17 protein-coding genes are annotated in these 18,165 nt (G+C 68.9%); 6 read left to right on the top strand and 11 right to left on the bottom strand.

Features of this window, described 5'->3' with window-relative positions:
- Nucleotides 1-10: 10 nt before the first annotated feature.
- Complete coding sequence (locus ACEU5R_RS18635) at nt 11-1,210, bottom strand: efflux RND transporter periplasmic adaptor subunit (protein ID WP_392411196.1); 1,200 nt, start codon at nt 1,208-1,210, stop codon at nt 11-13.
- A 372-nt stretch (nt 1,211-1,582) separates the two neighbouring features.
- On the opposite strand from ACEU5R_RS18635, the gene ACEU5R_RS18630 reads away from it, so the two are divergent.
- Nucleotides 1,583-2,485: a LysR family transcriptional regulator gene (locus ACEU5R_RS18630; protein ID WP_103273986.1), complete on the top strand. Its 903-nt coding sequence runs from the start codon at nt 1,583-1,585 to the stop codon at nt 2,483-2,485.
- Nucleotides 2,486-2,562: 77 nt separating this feature from the next.
- Here ACEU5R_RS18630 and ACEU5R_RS18625 read toward each other — a convergent pair whose 3' ends face one another.
- On the bottom strand, nt 2,563-3,294 hold the full coding sequence (locus tag ACEU5R_RS18625) for a pseudouridine synthase (protein ID WP_103276430.1): 732 nt from the start codon (nt 3,292-3,294) through the stop codon (nt 2,563-2,565).
- Nucleotides 3,295-3,385: 91 nt separating this feature from the next.
- Between ACEU5R_RS18625 and ACEU5R_RS18620 the strand changes: the two genes are divergently transcribed.
- Nucleotides 3,386-4,006, top strand: coding sequence for a chorismate lyase (locus ACEU5R_RS18620; protein ID WP_103273985.1), 621 nt, complete (start codon nt 3,386-3,388; stop codon nt 4,004-4,006).
- Nucleotides 4,007-4,014: 8 nt separating this feature from the next.
- On the opposite strand, the gene ACEU5R_RS18615 is transcribed toward ACEU5R_RS18620, so the two are convergent.
- Together ACEU5R_RS18615 and ACEU5R_RS18610 are read right to left on the bottom strand one after the other, a co-directional pair.
- A complete protein-coding gene (locus ACEU5R_RS18615) occupies nt 4,015-5,439 on the bottom strand; it encodes an MFS transporter (RefSeq protein WP_392411195.1) in 1,425 nt (474 codons plus the stop codon).
- Between the two features lie 130 nt (nt 5,440-5,569).
- Nucleotides 5,570-6,169, bottom strand: a complete 600-nt coding sequence (locus tag ACEU5R_RS18610; protein WP_392411194.1) for a TetR/AcrR family transcriptional regulator — start codon at nt 6,167-6,169, stop codon at nt 5,570-5,572.
- 187 nt (nt 6,170-6,356) lie between these two features.
- Between ACEU5R_RS18610 and ACEU5R_RS18605 the strand changes: the two genes are divergently transcribed.
- Nucleotides 6,357-6,710 carry a gamma-glutamylcyclotransferase family protein gene (locus ACEU5R_RS18605; protein ID WP_103273982.1) on the top strand — a complete coding sequence of 118 codons (354 nt, stop codon included), beginning with the start codon at nt 6,357-6,359 and terminating at the stop codon, nt 6,708-6,710.
- A gap of 70 nt (nt 6,711-6,780) precedes the next feature.
- Here ACEU5R_RS18605 and ACEU5R_RS18600 read toward each other — a convergent pair whose 3' ends face one another.
- Complete coding sequence (locus ACEU5R_RS18600) at nt 6,781-7,317, bottom strand: YaeQ family protein (RefSeq protein WP_103273980.1); 537 nt, start codon at nt 7,315-7,317, stop codon at nt 6,781-6,783.
- Between the two features lie 210 nt (nt 7,318-7,527).
- Between ACEU5R_RS18600 and ACEU5R_RS18595 the strand changes: the two genes are divergently transcribed.
- On the top strand, nt 7,528-8,190 hold the full coding sequence (locus tag ACEU5R_RS18595) for a LysE family translocator (protein ID WP_392411193.1): 663 nt from the start codon (nt 7,528-7,530) through the stop codon (nt 8,188-8,190).
- Here the strand turns inward: ACEU5R_RS18595 and ACEU5R_RS18590 are convergent.
- Complete coding sequence (locus ACEU5R_RS18590; protein ID WP_392411192.1) at nt 8,150-8,935, bottom strand: alpha/beta fold hydrolase; 786 nt, start codon at nt 8,933-8,935, stop codon at nt 8,150-8,152. The genes ACEU5R_RS18595 and ACEU5R_RS18590 overlap by 41 nt on opposite strands.
- 141 nt (nt 8,936-9,076) lie before the next feature.
- On the opposite strand from ACEU5R_RS18590, the gene ACEU5R_RS18585 reads away from it, so the two are divergent.
- Complete coding sequence (locus ACEU5R_RS18585) at nt 9,077-9,853, top strand: helix-turn-helix domain-containing protein (RefSeq protein WP_103273977.1); 777 nt, start codon at nt 9,077-9,079, stop codon at nt 9,851-9,853.
- Between the two features lie 3 nt (nt 9,854-9,856).
- Here ACEU5R_RS18585 and ACEU5R_RS18580 read toward each other — a convergent pair whose 3' ends face one another.
- The 5 genes from ACEU5R_RS18580 to ggt all read right to left on the bottom strand — a co-directional run bounded on the left by ACEU5R_RS18580 (nt 9,857) and on the right by ggt (nt 16,926).
- Nucleotides 9,857-11,728 (bottom strand): dipeptide ABC transporter ATP-binding protein, encoded by a 1,872-nt coding sequence (locus tag ACEU5R_RS18580; protein WP_392411210.1) that lies wholly within the window; start codon nt 11,726-11,728, stop codon nt 9,857-9,859.
- Nucleotides 11,729-11,742: 14 nt separating this feature from the next.
- Nucleotides 11,743-12,621, bottom strand: a complete 879-nt coding sequence (locus tag ACEU5R_RS18575) for an ABC transporter permease (RefSeq protein ID WP_392411191.1) — start codon at nt 12,619-12,621, stop codon at nt 11,743-11,745.
- Nucleotides 12,618-13,562 carry an ABC transporter permease gene (locus ACEU5R_RS18570; protein WP_103273974.1) on the bottom strand — a complete coding sequence of 315 codons (945 nt, stop codon included), beginning with the start codon at nt 13,560-13,562 and terminating at the stop codon, nt 12,618-12,620. The genes ACEU5R_RS18575 and ACEU5R_RS18570 overlap by 4 nt, the downstream gene beginning before the upstream one ends.
- A 159-nt stretch (nt 13,563-13,721) precedes the next feature.
- Entirely contained in the window at nt 13,722-15,233 is a 1,512-nt protein-coding gene (locus tag ACEU5R_RS18565; protein WP_392411190.1) for an ABC transporter substrate-binding protein, read from the bottom strand.
- 64 nt (nt 15,234-15,297) lie between these two features.
- A complete protein-coding gene (ggt, locus tag ACEU5R_RS18560) occupies nt 15,298-16,926 on the bottom strand; it encodes a gamma-glutamyltransferase (RefSeq protein ID WP_103273972.1) in 1,629 nt (542 codons plus the stop codon).
- A 213-nt stretch (nt 16,927-17,139) separates the two neighbouring features.
- Between ggt and ACEU5R_RS18555 the strand changes: the two genes are divergently transcribed.
- On the top strand, nt 17,140-18,042 hold the full coding sequence (locus ACEU5R_RS18555; RefSeq protein ID WP_103273971.1) for a LysR family transcriptional regulator: 903 nt from the start codon (nt 17,140-17,142) through the stop codon (nt 18,040-18,042).
- The last annotated feature ends 123 nt before the right edge of the window (nt 18,043-18,165 follow it).

The following is an 18,165-nucleotide window of genomic DNA, read 5'->3' as shown; positions in this document are numbered from 1 at the left end:
GCTCCCTGACTTACTGCTTCTTCGCGTCGGCGGCCACTGGCGGCTGCTGCGCCGTCTGCGGCTTGGCGCCGGCCTCGGTGGCCACGACCTCGACGCCGGGACGCACCATCTGCAGACCCTCGACGATCACCTTGTCGCCCGCCGCCAGCCCCGAGCTGACCAGCCACTGGTCGCCCACGGCGCGGTCGGTCTTCAAGGTGCGCAGTTCGACCTTGTTCTCGGCGTTGACCACCATCGCCGTCGGCTCGCCGCGCTGGTTGCGCGTCACGCCGCGCTGCGGCACCAGCAGGCCCTGGCTGGCCACGCCGTCGACCAGGCGGGCGCGCACGAACATGCCCGGCAGCAGCCGGCGGTCAGGATTGGGGAACACCGCCCGCAGCGTGACCGAACCCGTGCCCGGATCCACCGTGACTTCCGAGAACTGCAGCTTGCCCTGCTGCTTGTACTGCGTGCCGTCTTCCAGCGTCAGCGTGACCACCGCGGACTGCTCGCCGTCGGCGCGGGTCAGCTGGCCGCTGGCCAGCGCTTCCTGCAGGCGCAGCAGTTGCACGCTGGACTGCGTCACGTCGACGTACATCGGATCGATCTGCTGCACGGCGGCCAGCGCGGCGGCCTGATTGGCGGTCACCAGCGCGCCCTCGGTCACCGAGGAGCGGCCAATGATGCCGTCGATGGGCGACAGCACCTTGGTGTAGACCAGGTTGATGCGCGCCGTGTCCAGCGCGGCCTTGGCCGACAGCACATCGGCGGCCGCCTGGTCGCGCGAGGCGACGGCGTTGTCATAGGTCTGCTGGCTGACGGCGCGCGTGGCCACCAGCGGCTTGTAGCGTTCGACCAGCAGCGCGGCGGTCTTCTGCTGCGCCTGGGCGCGCGCCAGGGCGGCCTTCTGGCTGTCCAGCGTGGCCTGGTACAAGGCGGGATCGATCTGGTAGAGCTGCTGCCCGGCCTTGACGTCGCCGCCTTCGGTGTACAGCCGCTTCTGCACGATGCCGTTGACCTGCGGCCGGACCTCGGCCACGCGGAACGGCGAGGTGCGGCCCGGCAGCTCGGTGGTCAGGGAAACCGCCTTGGTGGACAGGGTCACGACCGAAACCTGCGGCTTGCCCGCCTGGGGCGCGTCCTGCTTCTTGCCGCAAGCGGCCAGGGTGAGGGCCGATGCCGTCAGCGCGACGACCGCCGCGCCGCGCCACATAGCGCTTTTCTTGTTCATACGTTCAGTTCCCAATCACGATAAAAGTTGCCCCCCGACCGGCCGCGCGGACTGACGCGCGACGCAACGGCGGAAGACGGCCTTGCCCGGAAGCGCCGAGCGTACCTCGCCCGGACGGCTTGTGTACGGCCCGCCCGCTCTACATTTTGGAAAACAACAGCTCTGGGTCCACGCGGCGCGCGGATCGGGTAGCGGTTCGGGGAAATGGTGGACTCGGACGGTCAGGCAGGGCGTTGCTGCAATGCAGAACTCGCATTCTGCGTTATCCCGCACGAGAAACAAAGAGCAATCAAGAGAAAACATCATTCCATCTGTGGGACAATCTTACGACTCCCTCTATGACAAAATTCCGCCATGAAACGTTTACAAGGCATGGAGCTCTTCGTCGAAGTGGCCAAGACGCATAGTTTCAGCCGCGCCGCCGCCAGCCTGGGCATCCCCAAGTCGACTTTGTCTCGCCAGGTGGCCGAACTCGAACGCTCCGTGGGGCTGCGCCTGCTCAGCCGCACCACGCGCAAGGTCGAACTGACCGACGCCGGCCGCCTGTACTTCGAACGCTGCCAACTGATCGTGGCCGAGGCCCAGATCGCCCATGAAGAATTGCAGAAGCTGGTCGACACCCCGGTCGGCCCGCTGCGGGTCAACATGCCCGCCGACTTCGGCACGGACTTCCTGGCCGAATCGTTCATGGAATTCTCCCTGCGCTATCCGGACGTCACCTTCTATCTCGACCTCGCCAACCCGGACCACGCGCAGCGCGTGTTCCAGACCTGCGACGTGTCCATCGAGATCGGCGAACTGCCCGACTCGACGCAGATCGCGCGCCTGCTGGGCATGCTGCCGGCCTATCTGTACGCGTCGCGCGAGTACCTGGAAAAACACGGGGAGCCCAAGCATCCCAGCGACCTCACCCGCCACGAGTGCATCGAGTTCCGCGCGGAAGGCGCCGGCCGCGTCACGCGCTGGCCGCTGAACAACGGCGACCAGCACATCGAGTTCACGCCCGGCAACCGCTTTTCGGTCAACGGCGTCGCCATGGCGCGCCGGCTGGCGATGCTGGGCGCGGGCATCGCGGTGCTGGTCGGCGGCCAGCGCGAGGAACAGCGTTCGGGCCAGCTGTTGCGGGTGCTGCCCGACTGGCAGCTGGGGCCCTTCCCCGTCTATGCGGTCACCGAGACCAGGCTCCTGCCCGCCAAGACCCGGATCTTCATCGAATTCCTGATGGAGCGCCTGGGTAGCGGGCCAACGAAGGATAGCGCCGCTTTCATGAAATGACGGCGCGCTGGAAACAGACTGAAAAATCTGTGCGCGGATAAGGCCCGGGGCGGCGCCCGGACCGGGACGGGGCAGACCTAGAAGCGCTCGTCCTCGCGCAGATAGCGCCACTGCCCCAGCGGCAGGTCGCCCAGCGCCACGCGGCCGATGCGCACGCGCTTCAGGCCCACCACCTTGAGGCCGACCAGCTCGCACATGCGGCGGATCTGACGCTTCTTGCCCTCGCGCAACACGAAGCGCAGCTGGTCGCTGTTCTGCCAGCGCACCTGCGCCGGCCGCAGGGCCTTGCCGTCCAGCGACAGGCCGTGATTCAACAGTTCGAGGCCGCGATCCGACAGGCTGCCCTGCACGCGCACCAGGTATTCCTTGTCGACCTCGGAATCCTCGCCGATCAGCTGCTTGGCGATGCGACCGTCCTGCGTCAGCACCAGCAGGCCCTGGGAATCGATGTCCAGCCGGCCGGCCACGGCCAGGCCGTCCAGATGGCCGCGCTCGAAGCGCTGCGGCGCGCGGTCGGCGGCGAAGCGCGAACGCGCGTCGATCAGCGCCACGGCCGGGGTATAGCCCTTCTCGGCCTGGCCGGACACATAGCCCACCGGCTTGTTGATCAGTATCGTGACGCGCGAGGTCTGGCGCGCCTGCGCGGCGCGTTCCAGCGTGATGACCTGGTCGGGAAACGCGCGGGCGCCCAGTTCGGACACCACCACGCCGTCGACGCGGACCCAGCCGCGCTCGATATAACCATCGGCCTCGCGGCGCGAACAGAGCCCACGCTCGGACATGAGCTTGGAGATGCGTACTTTTTCCATGGCCGCCATTGTATGCCCAGCCCCGCCGCCGCCCGGCCTGCGGCATCACGCCGCAAGGGCCCGGGCGCGGCTCTTGGCATAATACGCAGCCATGATCCTTCCCGCAGCATTCCGCCCTCCTCTCGCCGCCGGCTGGCTGGCCAGCGCGCCGCCCGCCCTCACCCCCGCCCAGCGCCACTGGCTGTTCCGTCCTGGCGCCCTGACCGCCGGACTGCGCCAGGTGGGCCAGGTGCGGCTGCGGGTGCTGGCCGAGTACGCCGACGGCGCGCCGCAGGATGAAGCGCGCGCCATGCGCATCGCGCCCGGCGCGCCGGTCTGGATCCGCGAAGTGCTGATGTCCGTCGACGGCGTGGACAGCGTGCCGGCCCGCAGCCTGACGCCGCTGGCCGCCTCGCACGGCGCCTGGCAGGGCATGCGGCGCCTGCGCACGCGGCCGCTGGCCGACATGCTTTATCACGATCGCACGGTCATCCGCTCGCCTTTCGCCTGCCGCCGGCTGGCCTCGCCCGTGCCCTTTCACGCCACCGCCATCGGCGCGCTGCCGCCCGACGCGCGCGAACTCGATGCCGCCCGCATCTGGGCGCGCCGCTCGGTGTTCTGGCGCCAGGGCCGGCCGCTGCTGGTGGCCGAGTGCTTCCTGCCCGCCTTCTGGCAACTGGTCGCCGGCAAACCCGTGCCGCCGCTCATGCCGCACCAGCGCACGCCGCGCTGAGGCCCGCCTCAACGCGCCGGCCTTGCGGCGGGCGTCGCGGTCGGCCTCGTGTCCACCGCCAGGCACAGCAGCCCCGTCAGCAAGGCCAGGCCCACATGCGCCATGTACAGCGGATCGAAATCCGCGTGGCTCAGCGCACCCTTGCCCAACAGCAGCACCGTGATCGCCACGCCCAGCACGGCGCCGATCTGGCGCGTGGCCTGATTGACGGCGCTGCCCACCGCATAATGCTGCGCCGGCAGCCGGCTGACGGCCGCGCCGGCCAGCGAAGGCAGCACCATGCCCACGCTCAGGCCGCTCAGCACCAGGCCCGGCAACCAGGCGCCCAGATAGTCAGGCTCCGCGCCCGGCACCAGCAGGAACCACAGCCCGGCCACCGCGTACAGCAAGGCGCCGCCGACCAGGAACGGCCGATGCCCCATGCGCGCGGCCAGCCTGCCGGTCACGATGGCGGTGGGCATGACCAGCAGCGGCCCCGGCGTCACCGCCAGCCCGGCCTTGGGCAGGCTGTAGTGCCAGACGCCCATCATGTAGAAGAAGAAGGCGAAGAACATCATCGCGAAGGCGATGCCGAAGCTCAGCGTCGCCAGGTTCGCGTAGCGATAGCTGCGGTGCTGGAACAGCGCCAGGTCCACCAGCGGCTGCGGCGCGACGCGGGCCCAGGCCACGAAGGCGGCCAGCGCGCCCGCGCCGACGGCGGCGGCAACCCATAGCTCGCCGGCCGACCAGGCCGGCGACTCCGACTGCACGATGGCCAGCGCCACCGCGCCCACGCCCAGGATCAAGAGTGCCATGCCCACCCCGTCCAGGCGCCGCCGCGACTCGGGCCGCACCGATTCCTGCAGCAGGCGCGCGCCGCGCCACAGCGACAGCGCGCCCAGCGGCACGTTGATGTAGAAGGCCCAGGGCCAGCCCGCCGCGTCCACCACGAAAGCGCCCAGGCTGGGGCCGACCGCCGCCGCCAGCCCCGCCACCGCGCCCCACAGGCTCACGGCCACGGTGCGCTGCGCGACCGGAAAGGCGGCCAGCACGATGGACAGCGACGCCGGCGTCAGCAAGGCCGCGCCAACCGCCTGCGCCACGCGCGCGGCCACCAGCCAGCCCACGCCGCCGGCCAGGCCGCAGGCCGCCGATGCCGCCAGGAACAGGGCCACGCCGGTCAGGAACATGCGCTTGCGGCCATAGGCGTCGGCCAGCCCGCCGGAAGGGATCAGCATGGCGGCATAGACCACGGTGTAGCCGTTCAGCACCCACGACATATCGGCCGCCGAGGCCTGGGGAAAGCCTGCTCGCAGCGCGCCGAAGGCGGCGTACAGCAAAGTGGCGTCCAGCGACACCAGGAAGACCGCGACGCTGGCGATCCAGAAGACCGGCCAGGGAGACCCCGCGAATTCCGCCGAAGACGGCGCGGGCGTATGAACCGAGGAAGACATGATTGAACGGATTCCAGGAAAACCGCGCCTTGCGGGGCGGGCGTTGCGCTTCACGCGCGGAAAAATATGATGATCATCATATTCAGAAATAAGAAAATGGCCGCGCACGGCGGCCGCGACTTGCATCCCCTCAATGCGGCGCGCGTTCACCCTCCGGTTCGTAGCGCGACAGCAGCGCCTGGCGCGCCTCGGCCAGCACCGCCCGCCCCTCGGCGTTGTCGCCCAATGCGCGCGCCAGTTGCAAGGCGCCCACCAGGGTGCTGGTCACGGCCGTCGCCGCGCCGGGCCGGGCATCGGCCGGCAGGAAACGCCGCACCAGATTCATCAGCCCGCGCACCCGGCCCGCGCCGGACTCGCGCAGCTGCGGCGACTGGCGCGGCATTTCGGACACCAGCGACGACACCGGGCAGCCGCCCTCGCAGCCGCCCAGATGCGCTTCCGACAGATAGGTCTCGACCAGCGCGCGCAGCGGGCTGGCGCCCTGCTCGCGCCATTGTTCCATCCGCTGCATCAGGCGCGCGGCGCCATCCTGCCCGGCGCGCTCGACCGCCTCGACCAGCATCGCGTCGCGCGACGGAAAGTGCGCGTAGAAGCCACCGTGGGTCAGCCCCGCTTCCTTCATGATGTCAGCCACGCCCACGCCGGCGTAGCCCTCGCGGCGCACGGCGCGCGCGGCGACCTCGACGATGCGCTCGTGGGTCTGCTCTTTGCGGGGAGTGGAACGGGACATGGCGGCGGCAGTAAATATGATGATCATCATATTAATGAGCCGCGACATCGGCGCGCAAGCATTTTTTATTCGTGCCGTCCTCCGCAATGCGGAATGGGCTTGCGCAATATAATTCACCACACAACGTTTTCACCGCCAGACCCACCCCCGGCGGGCCTCGCGCCCGCCCCACTCTGAGAGATGGTTCATGACTGAAGCGCAGCAAACGGAATTACTGTTTTCTTACGGCACTCTGCAGCAGGAAAGCGTGCAGCTGTCGACCTTCGGCCGCCCCCTGGGCGGCGAGAACGACGCCATGATCGGCTACCGCCTGGACATGGTCGAGATCACCGATCCCGAGGTGCTGCGCGCCAGCGGTCAGAAATTCCATCCCATCGTGTCGCCCACCGGCATGCCCGCCGACGAGGTCGCCGGTCAGGTCTTTCGCATCACGCCCGCCGAGCTGGCGGCCGCCGACGACTATGAAGTCTCGGACTACAAGCGCGTGCTCGCGCCGTTGAAGTCGGGGAAGAAGGCCTGGGTGTACGTGCGCGCGCAATAACGCGGCCTGGCGCCCGCGTGCCTGAGCATGCGCCCCCCTTGCGGCACGACGGCCGCAAGGGATGACTGGCTCAACGCCAGGTTTCCGGCTCGATCGTAGCCTCGCCCTTGTCGGCCGAGAAATAAACAATGCCGTCGGAGATATTGACGTTGACCTGCATCGTGCGCTCGGCCAGCTGCGCCAGCGCGCGGCTCTGTTCGGACGGCAGGTTGACGATCTTCAGGTTGCGGGCGCGTTCCAGCTTGTTGCGCACGCCGTCCCACCAGATCTTGCTGGCCGAACCGCCGTAGCAATAGACGATGACCTGCTCGGCGCGGCCGCAGGCGCGCAGGATGCGGCGTTCCTCGGGCTGGCCGACTTCGATCCACAGCTTGACCGCGCCGGTCAGGTCCTTTTCCCAGAGGTCCGGCTCGTCGGTATCGCTCAGTCCCTTGGTGAAGGCCAGCTCCTCGCTGGCGTGCAGCGCGAACGCGACCAGGCGCACCATCATGCGCTCGTCGGTCTCGGACGGATGGCGGGCCACGGTCAGGCCGTGCGTGCCGTAATAGTGGCGGTCGGTGTCGGCCACGTTGAGGTCGGCCTTGTAGATGGTGGCGCGCAGGGCCATGATGGAATTCCGGAAGTGAACGCGTATCGCGAAACCCGCCATGATACCGCCAGCCGCCTTCCCCTGCCGCGCCCCGGCGCGCGGCGCTACACTGCGTTCAGGCCGCGCCCGGCCCGTGTCCCATTGCAGTCGCGGACGCAGCGCCGATGACCATCGCGACCGCCCCTCATCGCAAGCCCTACTGTCGCCTGCCCACCCGCGAACCCCGCCATGACCGCCACCGCCGCCCTGCTCGCCTTCACCCTGGCCGCCGCCATCCTCACCGTCACGCCGGGCCTGGACAACGCCCTGGTGCTGCGCACCGCCGCGGTCGAGGGCGGACGGCGCGCGCTGCTGGCCGGACTGGGCATCAGCACCGGCTGCCTGGCCTGGGGCGCGGCGGCCGCGTTCGGGCTGGGATCGCTGCTGGCCGTGTCCACCGTCGCCTACGACGTGCTGCGCATCGCCGCGGCCGCCTATCTGTTCTACCTGGGCGCGCGACTGCTGTGGAACACCTGGCCCGGACGCCGCCAGGCAGGCCAGGCCGGCGGCTCCGCGCTGCTGGCGGCGGAACTGTCCGCCCGTCCCGCCTCCGGCGGCGCCGGCTGGTTCATGCGCGGCTGCCTGACCAACGCGCTCAATCCCAAGATCGGCGTGTTCTACGTCACCTTCCTGCCGCAATTCATCCCCGCCGGCGCCGACGTGATGCGCTTCAGCCTGCTGCTGGCCGCCGTGCATGCCGTGCTCGGCATGCTGTGGTTCGGCCTGCTGGTCGCGGCCACGCGCCCGCTGGCGCGCTGGCTGTCGCGCCCGGCCGTCATGCGCGGGCTGGACCGGATGACGGGCGCGGTGTTCATCGCGTTCGGGCTGAAGCTGGCGCTGGAGAAACGCTGAGCAGGAAGCTCTCGATGGCGGCCGCCAGCGCCAGCGGCGTTTCGTTCATCGGATAGTGGCCGGCGTTCTCCAGCACTTCCACGCTGGCCAGCGGATAACGGCGCGCATAGGTGTCGGCCATCAGGGCGGCGTTGAACACGGGATCATGTCGACCGACCAGCGCCTTCAGCGGATGCCTGCCGTCGATCGCATCGCTGAAATCCGTGTCGGCCCAGGCGTGAAAATAGGCGGCGAAGGCCGCTGGCATCGAGCGTGCCGCCGAATACGCCGCCTTCCACGCCACCCACGATGCCGGCAGGCGCCCGCCGGTGCTGCGGTCGATGATGGTCCGGCGCTGTTCCACCTGCACAGCCGCGCCCTCAAACAAGGCCCGTCGCGCCGCATCCATCCGTATCCCGCCGCAGGGAACGGGCGCGACGGCGACCAGCGCGCGCACGCGCTTGGGCGCGAGCGCGGCGATCCGCTCGATCGCCATGCCGCCCATCGAATGCCCGATCAGGCTGAACGACGCGAACCCCAGCTCGTCCGCCAGCGCGAGCGCGTCCGTGGCGATTTCGTCGATCGTGTAGTCGCCCGGCGCGTCCCGCATGCCGCCATAGCCCCGGTAATCCATGAACACATAGCTGAACGCGCCGCCGTCCAGCCAGGCTTCGATCGGCTCGAAGGCATGCGCATCGCCAAACCAGCCGGGCAGGACCAGGACGGGATGGGGGCCATTGCCCACGCGGTGAAAAGTGTTTGCCATACGGACTCCATGATGATCGCGCCGCCCTGGCGCCCGGCCGCAACGCGGGCCTGGCACTGAACGGCAACATAAAAACCCATCGTAGAAGCGCGCGCGACGGCCCGCCTTCGATGGCGGGCCAATCGCTATAGAATCCGGGCCATGCGCAATACCCTGCTCGATCCCTACGAACACCTGCCGCGCAGCGTGGTCGTCACCGCCAACGACTATCCCGCCGGCTCGACCTTTCCCGCGCACACGCATCTGCGCGGCCAGTTCGCCTATGCCTCGCGCGGCGCCATCAGCGTGGCGACGCCGCAAGGCCGCTGGCTGGTGCCGCCGCAACGGGCCTGCTGGCTGCCGGCGGACATGGCGCATGAGATGACGATGAACGGGCCGGTCACGATGCTCAACGCCTTCATCGCCCCGCCTGCCGCGCAAGCCGCGCGCCTGCCGGACCATTGCTGCGTCCATGGGGTGTCGCCCTTGCTGCGCCTGCTGCTGGATCAGGCGGTCGACCTGCCAGCCCTGTACGACGTCGAGGGACGCGACGGCAAGCTGATGGCGCTGCTGATCGCGGAAATCGCGGCCATGCCGCGCCTGCACCTGCACGCGCCGCTGCCCGAAGACCCGCGCCTGGCGCGCGCCTGCCTGCGCCTGTTCGCCGCGCCCTCGATCGGCGCGAGCCTGGACGAGATGGCGGCCGACGCCGGCATGAGCCGGCGCACTTTCACCCGGCTGTTCCGCGCGCAGACCGGCGCCAGCTTCGCCGCGTGGCGGCAGCAGGTCTGCCTGCAGGCGGCGATCGCGCGCCTGACACAGGGGCAGTCCGTGACCCGCGTGGCGCTGGACCTGGGCTATGCCAGCCCCAGCGCCTTTGCCTCGGCGTTCCGCCGCGTCCTGGGCGCGACGCCTAGCGCCTATCTCGACATCGGATAGCGCTCAGTACACCCCGATAGGGTGCCGCGCCACGTAGTGCCCCTCACCCACCTGCGCCAGCGGCTGGACCAGCGGATCGTCGCCCAGCTTGCGCATCGGGCTGGGAATCTCGTCCACCAGCAATGAGCGCTCGCGGTGGCGGCGCGCGGGATCGGCGATCGGCACGGCCGCCATCAGCTTCTTCGTGTACGGATGCTGCGGGTTCTCGAAGATCGCGCGGCGCGGGCCGATCTCGACGATCTGGCCCAGGTACATCACCGCCACGCGATGGCTGACGCGCTCGACCACCGCCATGTCATGCGAGATGAACAGGAAGGACACGCCCAGCTCGCGCTGCAGGTCCAGCAGCAGGTTCACGATCTGCGCCTGGATCGACACGTCCAGCGCCGACACCGATTCGTCGGCGATCACCACCTTGGGGTTCAGCGCCAGCGCGCGCGCGATGCAGATGCGCTGGCGCTGGCCGCCGGAGAACTCGTGCGGATAGCGGTCGATCATCTCGGGCAGCAGGCCGCACTTGTCCATCAGCCAGCGCACCCGCTCCTCGGCCGCCTTGCCGCGCGCCACGCCGTGGATCAGCAGCGGCTCCATGATGGAGTAGCCGACCGTCATGCGCGGATCCAGCGAGGCGAAGGGGTCCTGGAAGATGAACTGGATGTGCTGGCGCAGCGTCTGCATGGCGCTGCCGCGCAGCGCGCCGATGTTCTTGCCGTCGAATTCGATGGTGCCGGCCCGGCTCTTGACCAGCTGCAGCAGCGAACGGCCGGTGGTGGTCTTGCCGCAGCCGGACTCGCCTACCAGCGACAGCGTCTCGCCGGGGTACAGGTCGAAACTGACCTTCTCGACCGCGTGCACGCGCTTCTGCACCCGGCCCAGGATGCCGCCGGTGATGTCGAAAGTGGTGGTAAGGTCGCGCACCTTCAGCACCGGGCCGTTCTCGCGCCGCACGGTCGAGGGCCGGGCGACAGGGGCCGGGGCTGGAGCCGAGGCTTGCGGCGCGCCCTTGACCGCGTCGTCCACGCGCAGCAGCGGAAATGGCGCGGGCTCGTCCGTGCCGTGCATGGCCCCCAGGCGCGGCACCGCCGACAGCAGCGCGCGCGTGTAGGCGTGCTGCGGCCGGGCGAAGACCGCGTCCGAACCGCCCTCCTCAACCTTGTCGCCGCGATACATGACCAGCACGCGGTCGGCCACCTCGGCCACCACGCCCATGTCGTGCGTGATGAAGATCACGCCCATGTCCATTTCCTCCTGCAGCTGCCGGATCAGTTGCAGGATCTGGGCCTGGATGGTCACGTCCAGCGCGGTGGTGGGCTCGTCGGCGATCAGCAGCTGCGGCTTGCAGGACAGCGCCATGGCGATCATGACGCGCTGGCGCATGCCGCCGGACAGCTGGTGCGGATAGCGGTCCAGGATGGCACGGGCCTCGGGGATGCGCACGCGTTCCAGCATGCGCAGCGTCTCGGCGCGCGCCGCCGCCGCGTCCAGGCCCTGGTGCAGCCGCAGCGCCTCGGCGATCTGGTTGCCGGCCGTGAAGCTGGGGTTCAACGAGGTCATCGGCTCCTGGAAGATCATGGCCACGTCGGCGCCGCGCACGCGCTGCAGTGTCGCGTCGGACGCCGCCACCAGGTCCAGCACCTCGCCGCTGCGCCGGCGCAGCAGCATGCCGCCGTTGACGATGCGCCCGCCGCCGTACTCCACCAGCCGCATCAGCGCCAGCGACGTCACCGACTTGCCCGAGCCCGACTCGCCGACGATGGCCAGCGTCTCGCCCCGGTCCACATGGAACGACACGTTGCGCACCGCTTCCACGACGCGGTCCGGGGTCTTGAAGCGCACGGTCAGGTCATTGACCTGAACCACGCGTTTGGAATCCATTGTTGCCATGATGATTACTTTTCCTGGCGCGGATCCAGCGCGTCGCGCAGCCCGTCGCCCAGCAGGTTGAAGCCCAGCACCACCAGGAAGATGGCCGATCCGGGGAAGATCGACATCCACGGCGCCTGGGTCATGAAGTTCTTGGCGGTGTTCAGCATCGAGCCCCAGGACGGGTTCGGTGGCTGCAGGCCCAGGCCCAGGAACGACAGGCTGGCCTCGGCGATGATGGCCGTGGCGATGGTGATGGTGGCCTGCACGATCAGCGGCGGCATGACGTTGGGGAACACGTGGCGCGCGATGATGCGCAGGTCCGACGCGCCCAGCGCGCGGGCGCTCTGCACATAGTCCTCGCTCTTGACCGCCAGCACCTGCCCGCGCGTCAGGCGGATGAACTTGGGCGCGGCCGACACGCCGATGGCGATCATGGCGTTCATCAGGCTGGGCCCCAGGAAGGCGGCCAGCGCGATCGCCAGGATCAGGAAGGGAATGGCCAGCAGCGCCTCGGTGGCGCGCGAGATGCAGCTGTCGGTCCAGCCACCAAAATAGCCGGAGGCCAGGCCGAACGGCACGCCCACGGCCAGCGCGATCAGCACCGACACCAGGCCGGCCATGAGCGAGGCGCGCGCGCCATAGACCATGCGGCTGAAGATGTCGCGGCCCAGCTCGTCCGTGCCCAGCCAGTATTGCGCCGACGGCGCCTTGCGGATGGTGGTGAAGCTGGTCTGGAAGGGATCGTGGTTGGCCACCAGCGGCGCCAGCAGGGCCAGCGCCACGAAGAACAGCACGATGGCCAGGCCCAGCATGGCGATGTGGTTGCGCTTGAACTTGCCCCAGGCGCGGTTGCGGCTGCGCGGCGGCGCGGCGGCGGCGGGATTTGCGGAAATGGCGCTCATGCGTGCCTCAGGCGGGGATTGACCAGGATGTACAGGATGTCGGCCAGCAGGTTCATCAGGATGAAGCCCACCGCCACGCACAGCACCACGCCCTGCACCACGGCGTAGTCGCGCGTGAACACGGCATCCACCACCAGCTTGCCGAAGCCCGGGATGGTGAAGACCTGCTCGGTCAGCACGGCGCCGGCCAGCAGCTCGCCGAACAGCAGCGTCACCAGCGTGACGATGGGCATGAGCGCGTTGCGCAGCGCGTGCCGCAGCACCACGCTGCGCGCCGGCACGCCCTTGGCGCGGGCCGTGCGCACGTAGTCGGCCGACAGCGCTTCCAGCATGGCCGAGCGCGTGTGCCGCATCAGGTAGGCGGCGATGGCCGTGGACAGCACCAGCGCCGGCATCAGCATGGTCTTGATCGACAGCCAGAAATCCTCGGCCGGCGACACATAGCCCGAGGCCGGCAGCAGCTTCCACTGCACCGACACCACCATGATGAGGATGATGCCCAGCCAGAAGTTGGGAATGGACATGCCCGACAGCGCCGCGATGTTGGCGCCCATCTCGACGGGCTTGCCCTTGCGCACCGCGGCCACGATGCCCATCGGAATGCCGACCAGCAGTGCGAAGAGCATGGCCATGGCCGCCAGTTGCAGCGTGACCGGCAGCTTCTGGCCGATCAGCGTGGTGACGGGCACGTCGGTGCGCAGCGACTTGCCCAGGTCGCCCTGCAGCACCTGGCCGGCCCAGGCCGCGTACTGCATGGGCAGCGGGTCGTTGAGCCGGTATTTGTCGCGCAGGTAATCGAGCACGGCCGGGTCGCGCTCCTCGCCGGCCAGGGTCAGTACGGGATCGCCGGGCAGGATCTTCTGCAACATGAACACGATCATCGACACCAGTATCAGTGTCGGGATCGCAACCAGCACGCGGCGCAATATGAGTTTGAGCATGGGAAAAACCGTAAGGGCAAGACGGCGGACGGAACCGGGCCGCGACAGCCTGGCGCGCGTCCGCCGGGAACAGCGGCCGACGCCAGGGATGGCGCCGGAACGGGCGGCGGCGCCTGGCCGCCGCCCGCTACATCATCAAGACAGGGATCGCGACGCCCCCTACTTCTGCGCGAAGGTCACGCCCTTCAGGCGGATCATGCCGTCCGGATAGGGCACGAAACCCTTGACCTTCCTGGCCAGCGCGAAGGGCCAGGGCTGGTAGTAGTTGTACACGCCCGGCAGCTCGTCCTGGATGATGGCCTGGGCCTGGTCGTAGATGGCGCGGCGCTTGGCCTCGTCCGGCACCGTGCGGGCCTCGTTGAGCAGCTTGTCGACTTCCGCGTTGCAGTAGTGACCGTCGTTCAGCGCGCCCTTGCAGGTGACGAAAGCGTGGATGTTGCCGTCCGGATCGACGCGGCCGGACCAGCCCAGCATCACCACCTGGAAATTGCCGCCGGCCGATTCCTTTTGCAGCGCGGCGTACTCGGTCGGGCGCAGCGACAGGTCGAAACCGGCCTCGGACGCCATGGCCTGCACCATCTCGGCCACCGACGAGGTGGTGGTGTTGTTGCCGAACATGACCTCGGCCTTCACGCGCTCGAAGCCCGCCTGCTTGAGCAGCGCGCGGGCCTTGGCCACGTCGCGCTGGGTCGGCGGGAACTTGTCGCTGTGATAGGGACTGGCGGGCGGGTACGGCTGCTGCGCCGGCTCGAAGATGCCGCCGCCGGCCACTTCGTTGATGGCGTTGCGGTCGATGGCGTACTGGAAGGCCTGGCGCACCAGCTTGTTCTTGAACGGATTGTCCTCGGCGCGCTTGCCGTTGGCCACGTTGAACATGAACTGCTGGAAGCCCAGGCCCGCCACCGGCGCGAAGGTCAGGCTGGCGTCGGTCTTGACCTGGGGCACGTCGGACGGGTTCAAGCGCTCGAGCAGGTCCAGGTCGCCGGCGCGCAGATTGGACAGGCGCACGGTGGTGTCCGGAATCGGCAGGAAGGTCAGGCGCTTGAAGGCGTAGTCCTTGGCGTCGTAATACTGGTCGAACTTGTCCAGCACGATGCGGTCGTTCTGGATGCGCTCGACGAACTTGTACGGGCCGGAGCAGACCGGCTTGCGGCCCACGGCGGCCACGTCGTCGCCGAAGGTCTTGGGCGACAGCATCATGCCGGCGCGGTCGGACAGCTGGGCCAGCAGCGTCGCGTCGGGCTGCTTGAGCGTCAGCACCAGCGTGGCGGCGTCCGGCGCCTCGACCTTGGCCACCGAGCCCAGCTCGCCCTTGCGCAGACTGTCCGGCAGGGACATGGCGCGGTCCAGGTTGGCCTTGGCGGCGGCGGCGTCGAACTTGCTGCCATCATGGAACAGCGCGTCCTCGCGCAGCTTGAAGGTCAGCGTCTTGTTGTCTTCGCTGAACGTCCACGAGGTGGCCAGCTGCGGCACGAAATGCAGCTTGGGATCGATGTCGATCAGCTTGTCGCACAGCGAGGTGAAGACGATGCGGCCCACATAGGTGCGGGCGCGGTGCGGATCCAGCACGTCCGGATCCTCCTGCAGGCCGATGCGCAGGTTCTGCGCGCTGGCGGCGCAGGCGCCCAGCGCCAGGAGGCCGGCGCCGAAGGTCAAGGCAAAGCGTTTCATCGTGGTATTTCCCCTTGTATGTGCAATGCGCCGGCCCGGTGTCCCCGGGTCCGGCTGACGGCCGTCAGAAGCCCACGGCCTGGCCGTCGCGGCGGCTATCGCTGGCGGCCACGTAGCCCAGCTCGTTGTCGTTCTCGGACATGCGCCAGATGAACTGACCTGCGCCGAAGTCCATGTACGGATCCTGCACCGACTTCAAAGGATGCCCCAGGTCCTTCAGGCCGGTGACGGTGGCGCCGGCCATGTTGGTCTCGATGTCCAGCGTGAAATCGCGGTTGACCTTCCAGCGCGGCGCGCAGCAGGCGGCCTGCGGTTGCTGGTGGTAGTCGATCATGCGCACCACGGTCTGCAGGTGGCCTTGCGGCTGCATGTCGCCGCCCATCACGCCGAAGCTCATGACCGGCTTGCCGCCGCGCGTCAGGAAACCCGGGATGATGGTGTGGAACGGACGCTTGCCGCCCTCGACCACGTTGGCCGACTTCGGATCCATCGAGAAACCCACGCCCCGGTTCTGCAGGCTGATGCCGGTGCCCGGCACCACCACGCCCGAACCGAAGCCCATGTAGTTGGACTGGATGAACGAGATCATCATGCCGTTCTCGTCGGCGGCGGTCAGGTAGACGGTGCCGCCGGCATGCGGACGGCCCGCCTCGAAATGCGTGGCGCGGTCCAGGCGGATCAGCTTGGCGCGGCTGTCCAGGTAGGCGTCCGACAGCATCTGCTCGGGCGTGACTTCCATCGAGCGCGGGTCGGCCACGTACTTGTACAGGTCGGCGAAGGCCAGCTTCATGGCTTCGATCTGCACGTGCTGCGACTGCACCGAATCCACCGGCATCGAGGCCATGTCGAAGCGCTCGACGATGCCCAGCGCGATCAGCGCGGCGATGCCCTGCCCGTTCGGCGGGATTTCGTGCAGCTCGTAGCCGCGATAGGACCGGGAAATCGGCTTGACCCATTCCGGCCGGTAGCCGCGCAGGTCTTCCAGCGTCATGGCGCCGCCGCATTCCTTGCTGAAGGCGGCGATGCGCTCGGCCAGCTCGCCTTCGTAGAAGTCGCGGCCCTTGGTCGCGGCGATGCGGCGCAGCGTGTAGGCCGCGTCGGGGAAGCGGAAATGCTCGCCCACCTTGGGCGCGCGGCCCTCGGGCATGAAGGCCTGGGCGTAGCCGGGCTGCGCGCTCAGCTCATTGGCGGCGGCGGCCCACTTGTGCGCCACCACCGGCGGCACGGCGTAGCCGCGCTCGGCGATCTCGATGGCCGGCTCGAACAGTTGCTCGAACGGCAGCTTGCCCAGCTTTTCATGCAGCGCGGCCCAGCCCGCCACCACGCCCGGCACCGTGACCGAGTCCCAGCCGCGCTTGGGCTGCACCGCCAGCCCGTTCGGGCCGACGCCGTGCTTGCGCTTGAAGTATTCGACGTTCCAGGCGGCCGGGGCCACGCCGGAGGAATTCAGGCCATGCAGCTGCTGGCCGTCCCAGACGATGGCGAAACAGTCGCCGCCCAGGCCGCAGGAAACCGGCTCGACCAGCACGATGGCGGCCGCGGCGGCGATGGCCGCGTCCACGGCATTGCCGCCCTTGAGCAGCATGCGCAATCCGGCCTGCGCCGCCAGCGGGTGCGAGGTGGACACCACGTTGCGGGCGAACAGCGGAATGCGGACGGAGGGATAGGGATTGCTCCAGTCGAAGGCTTTCATGTCTCGGGTCTCTGCGGATGGGATTCGTTATGTTGAACCGGATGACATTACTCTTGGGATTTGATTAAATCAATTTGATTTTTTGTTCGGTCATAAAAGAAAATTTTGTGAATCGATGACCCGCTTCTCCACGCCCTGCCGACACGCCGCGAGCCGCCAACACCCGCTCGCGCCATGGCGGCGGCAACACCGTACTAACCCTTAGAAGACGCCATGAGCACCATCCGTTTCCTGCGCACTTTCCTGGCGGTGGCGCATCACGGCTCCTTCTCCGAAGCAGCCGAGCAGGTCGCCCTCACCCAGGCCGCCGTCAGCTTCCAGATGCGCTCCCTGGAAACCGAACTGGGCCGCGAGCTGTTCGACCGCAGCGGCCGGCTGGCCATCCTCAACGCCGCCGGCCGCGAGCTGCTGCCCGAAGCCAGGCAGCTGCTGGACATGTACGACCGCCTGCGCCTGCCGCGCACCGCGCCGGGCGAGCTGGCCGGCTCGGTGTCGGTGGGCAGCATCGTGTCCTGCATGGGCACGCTGTCCAAGGTGGTGTCGGGCCTGAAGAAGGCGCATCCGAAGCTGGACGTGCGCGTGCTGTCGGGCAAGGCCAGCGAGCTGGCCGGCCGCGTCGAGGACGGCGACCTGGATGCCGCCTTCCTGGTCGAGGCCGGCCGCAAGATGGCCAGCACCCGCTGGACGCCGCTGTATGAAGAAGAGCTGGTGGTGATCGCCCCGCCCGGCGCGCCCGGCAAGGACGCGCGCCAGGTGCTGGCCAACAATCCATTCCTGCGTTTCGACCGCACCCAGCGCACGGGGCTGCAGATCGACCGCCTGCTGCGCCGCCTGGCCGTGCCGCTGAATGAATTCCTGGAATTGAACGCGATCGAGACCCTGATCGAGCTGGTGCGCCAGGAAGTCGGCGTGACGTTGCTGCCGCTGATCAATGGCTCGAACTGGCAACAGAGCCCGCAGTTGCGCATCCTGCCGCTGCCGGCCGACCTGGGGCCCTCGGCGCGCGCGATCGGCATGCTGGAACGGCGCGAGCATGCGCGCCAGGGCATCACCGCGGCGATCTGCGCGGCCTGCCACGCGGCCTTCGAGGCGCGCGCGGCGCAAGCCGCGCGCTGAGGCCGGACACGCCGGCCCACGGTCCCATGGACCGCGGGGCCCCGGCCCCCGGGGCGGGGGGCGGGGGGGGGGGGCCCCCCGGCGCGGCGGGCGCCACCGGCGTCACGTCGGTCGCCTCGGCCT

The organism is Achromobacter sp. 413638 (assembly GCF_043119405.1).
Taxonomy (GTDB): Bacteria; Pseudomonadota; Gammaproteobacteria; order Burkholderiales; family Burkholderiaceae_B; genus Achromobacter.
This window is presented reverse-complemented; position numbering and strand designations above follow the sequence as displayed.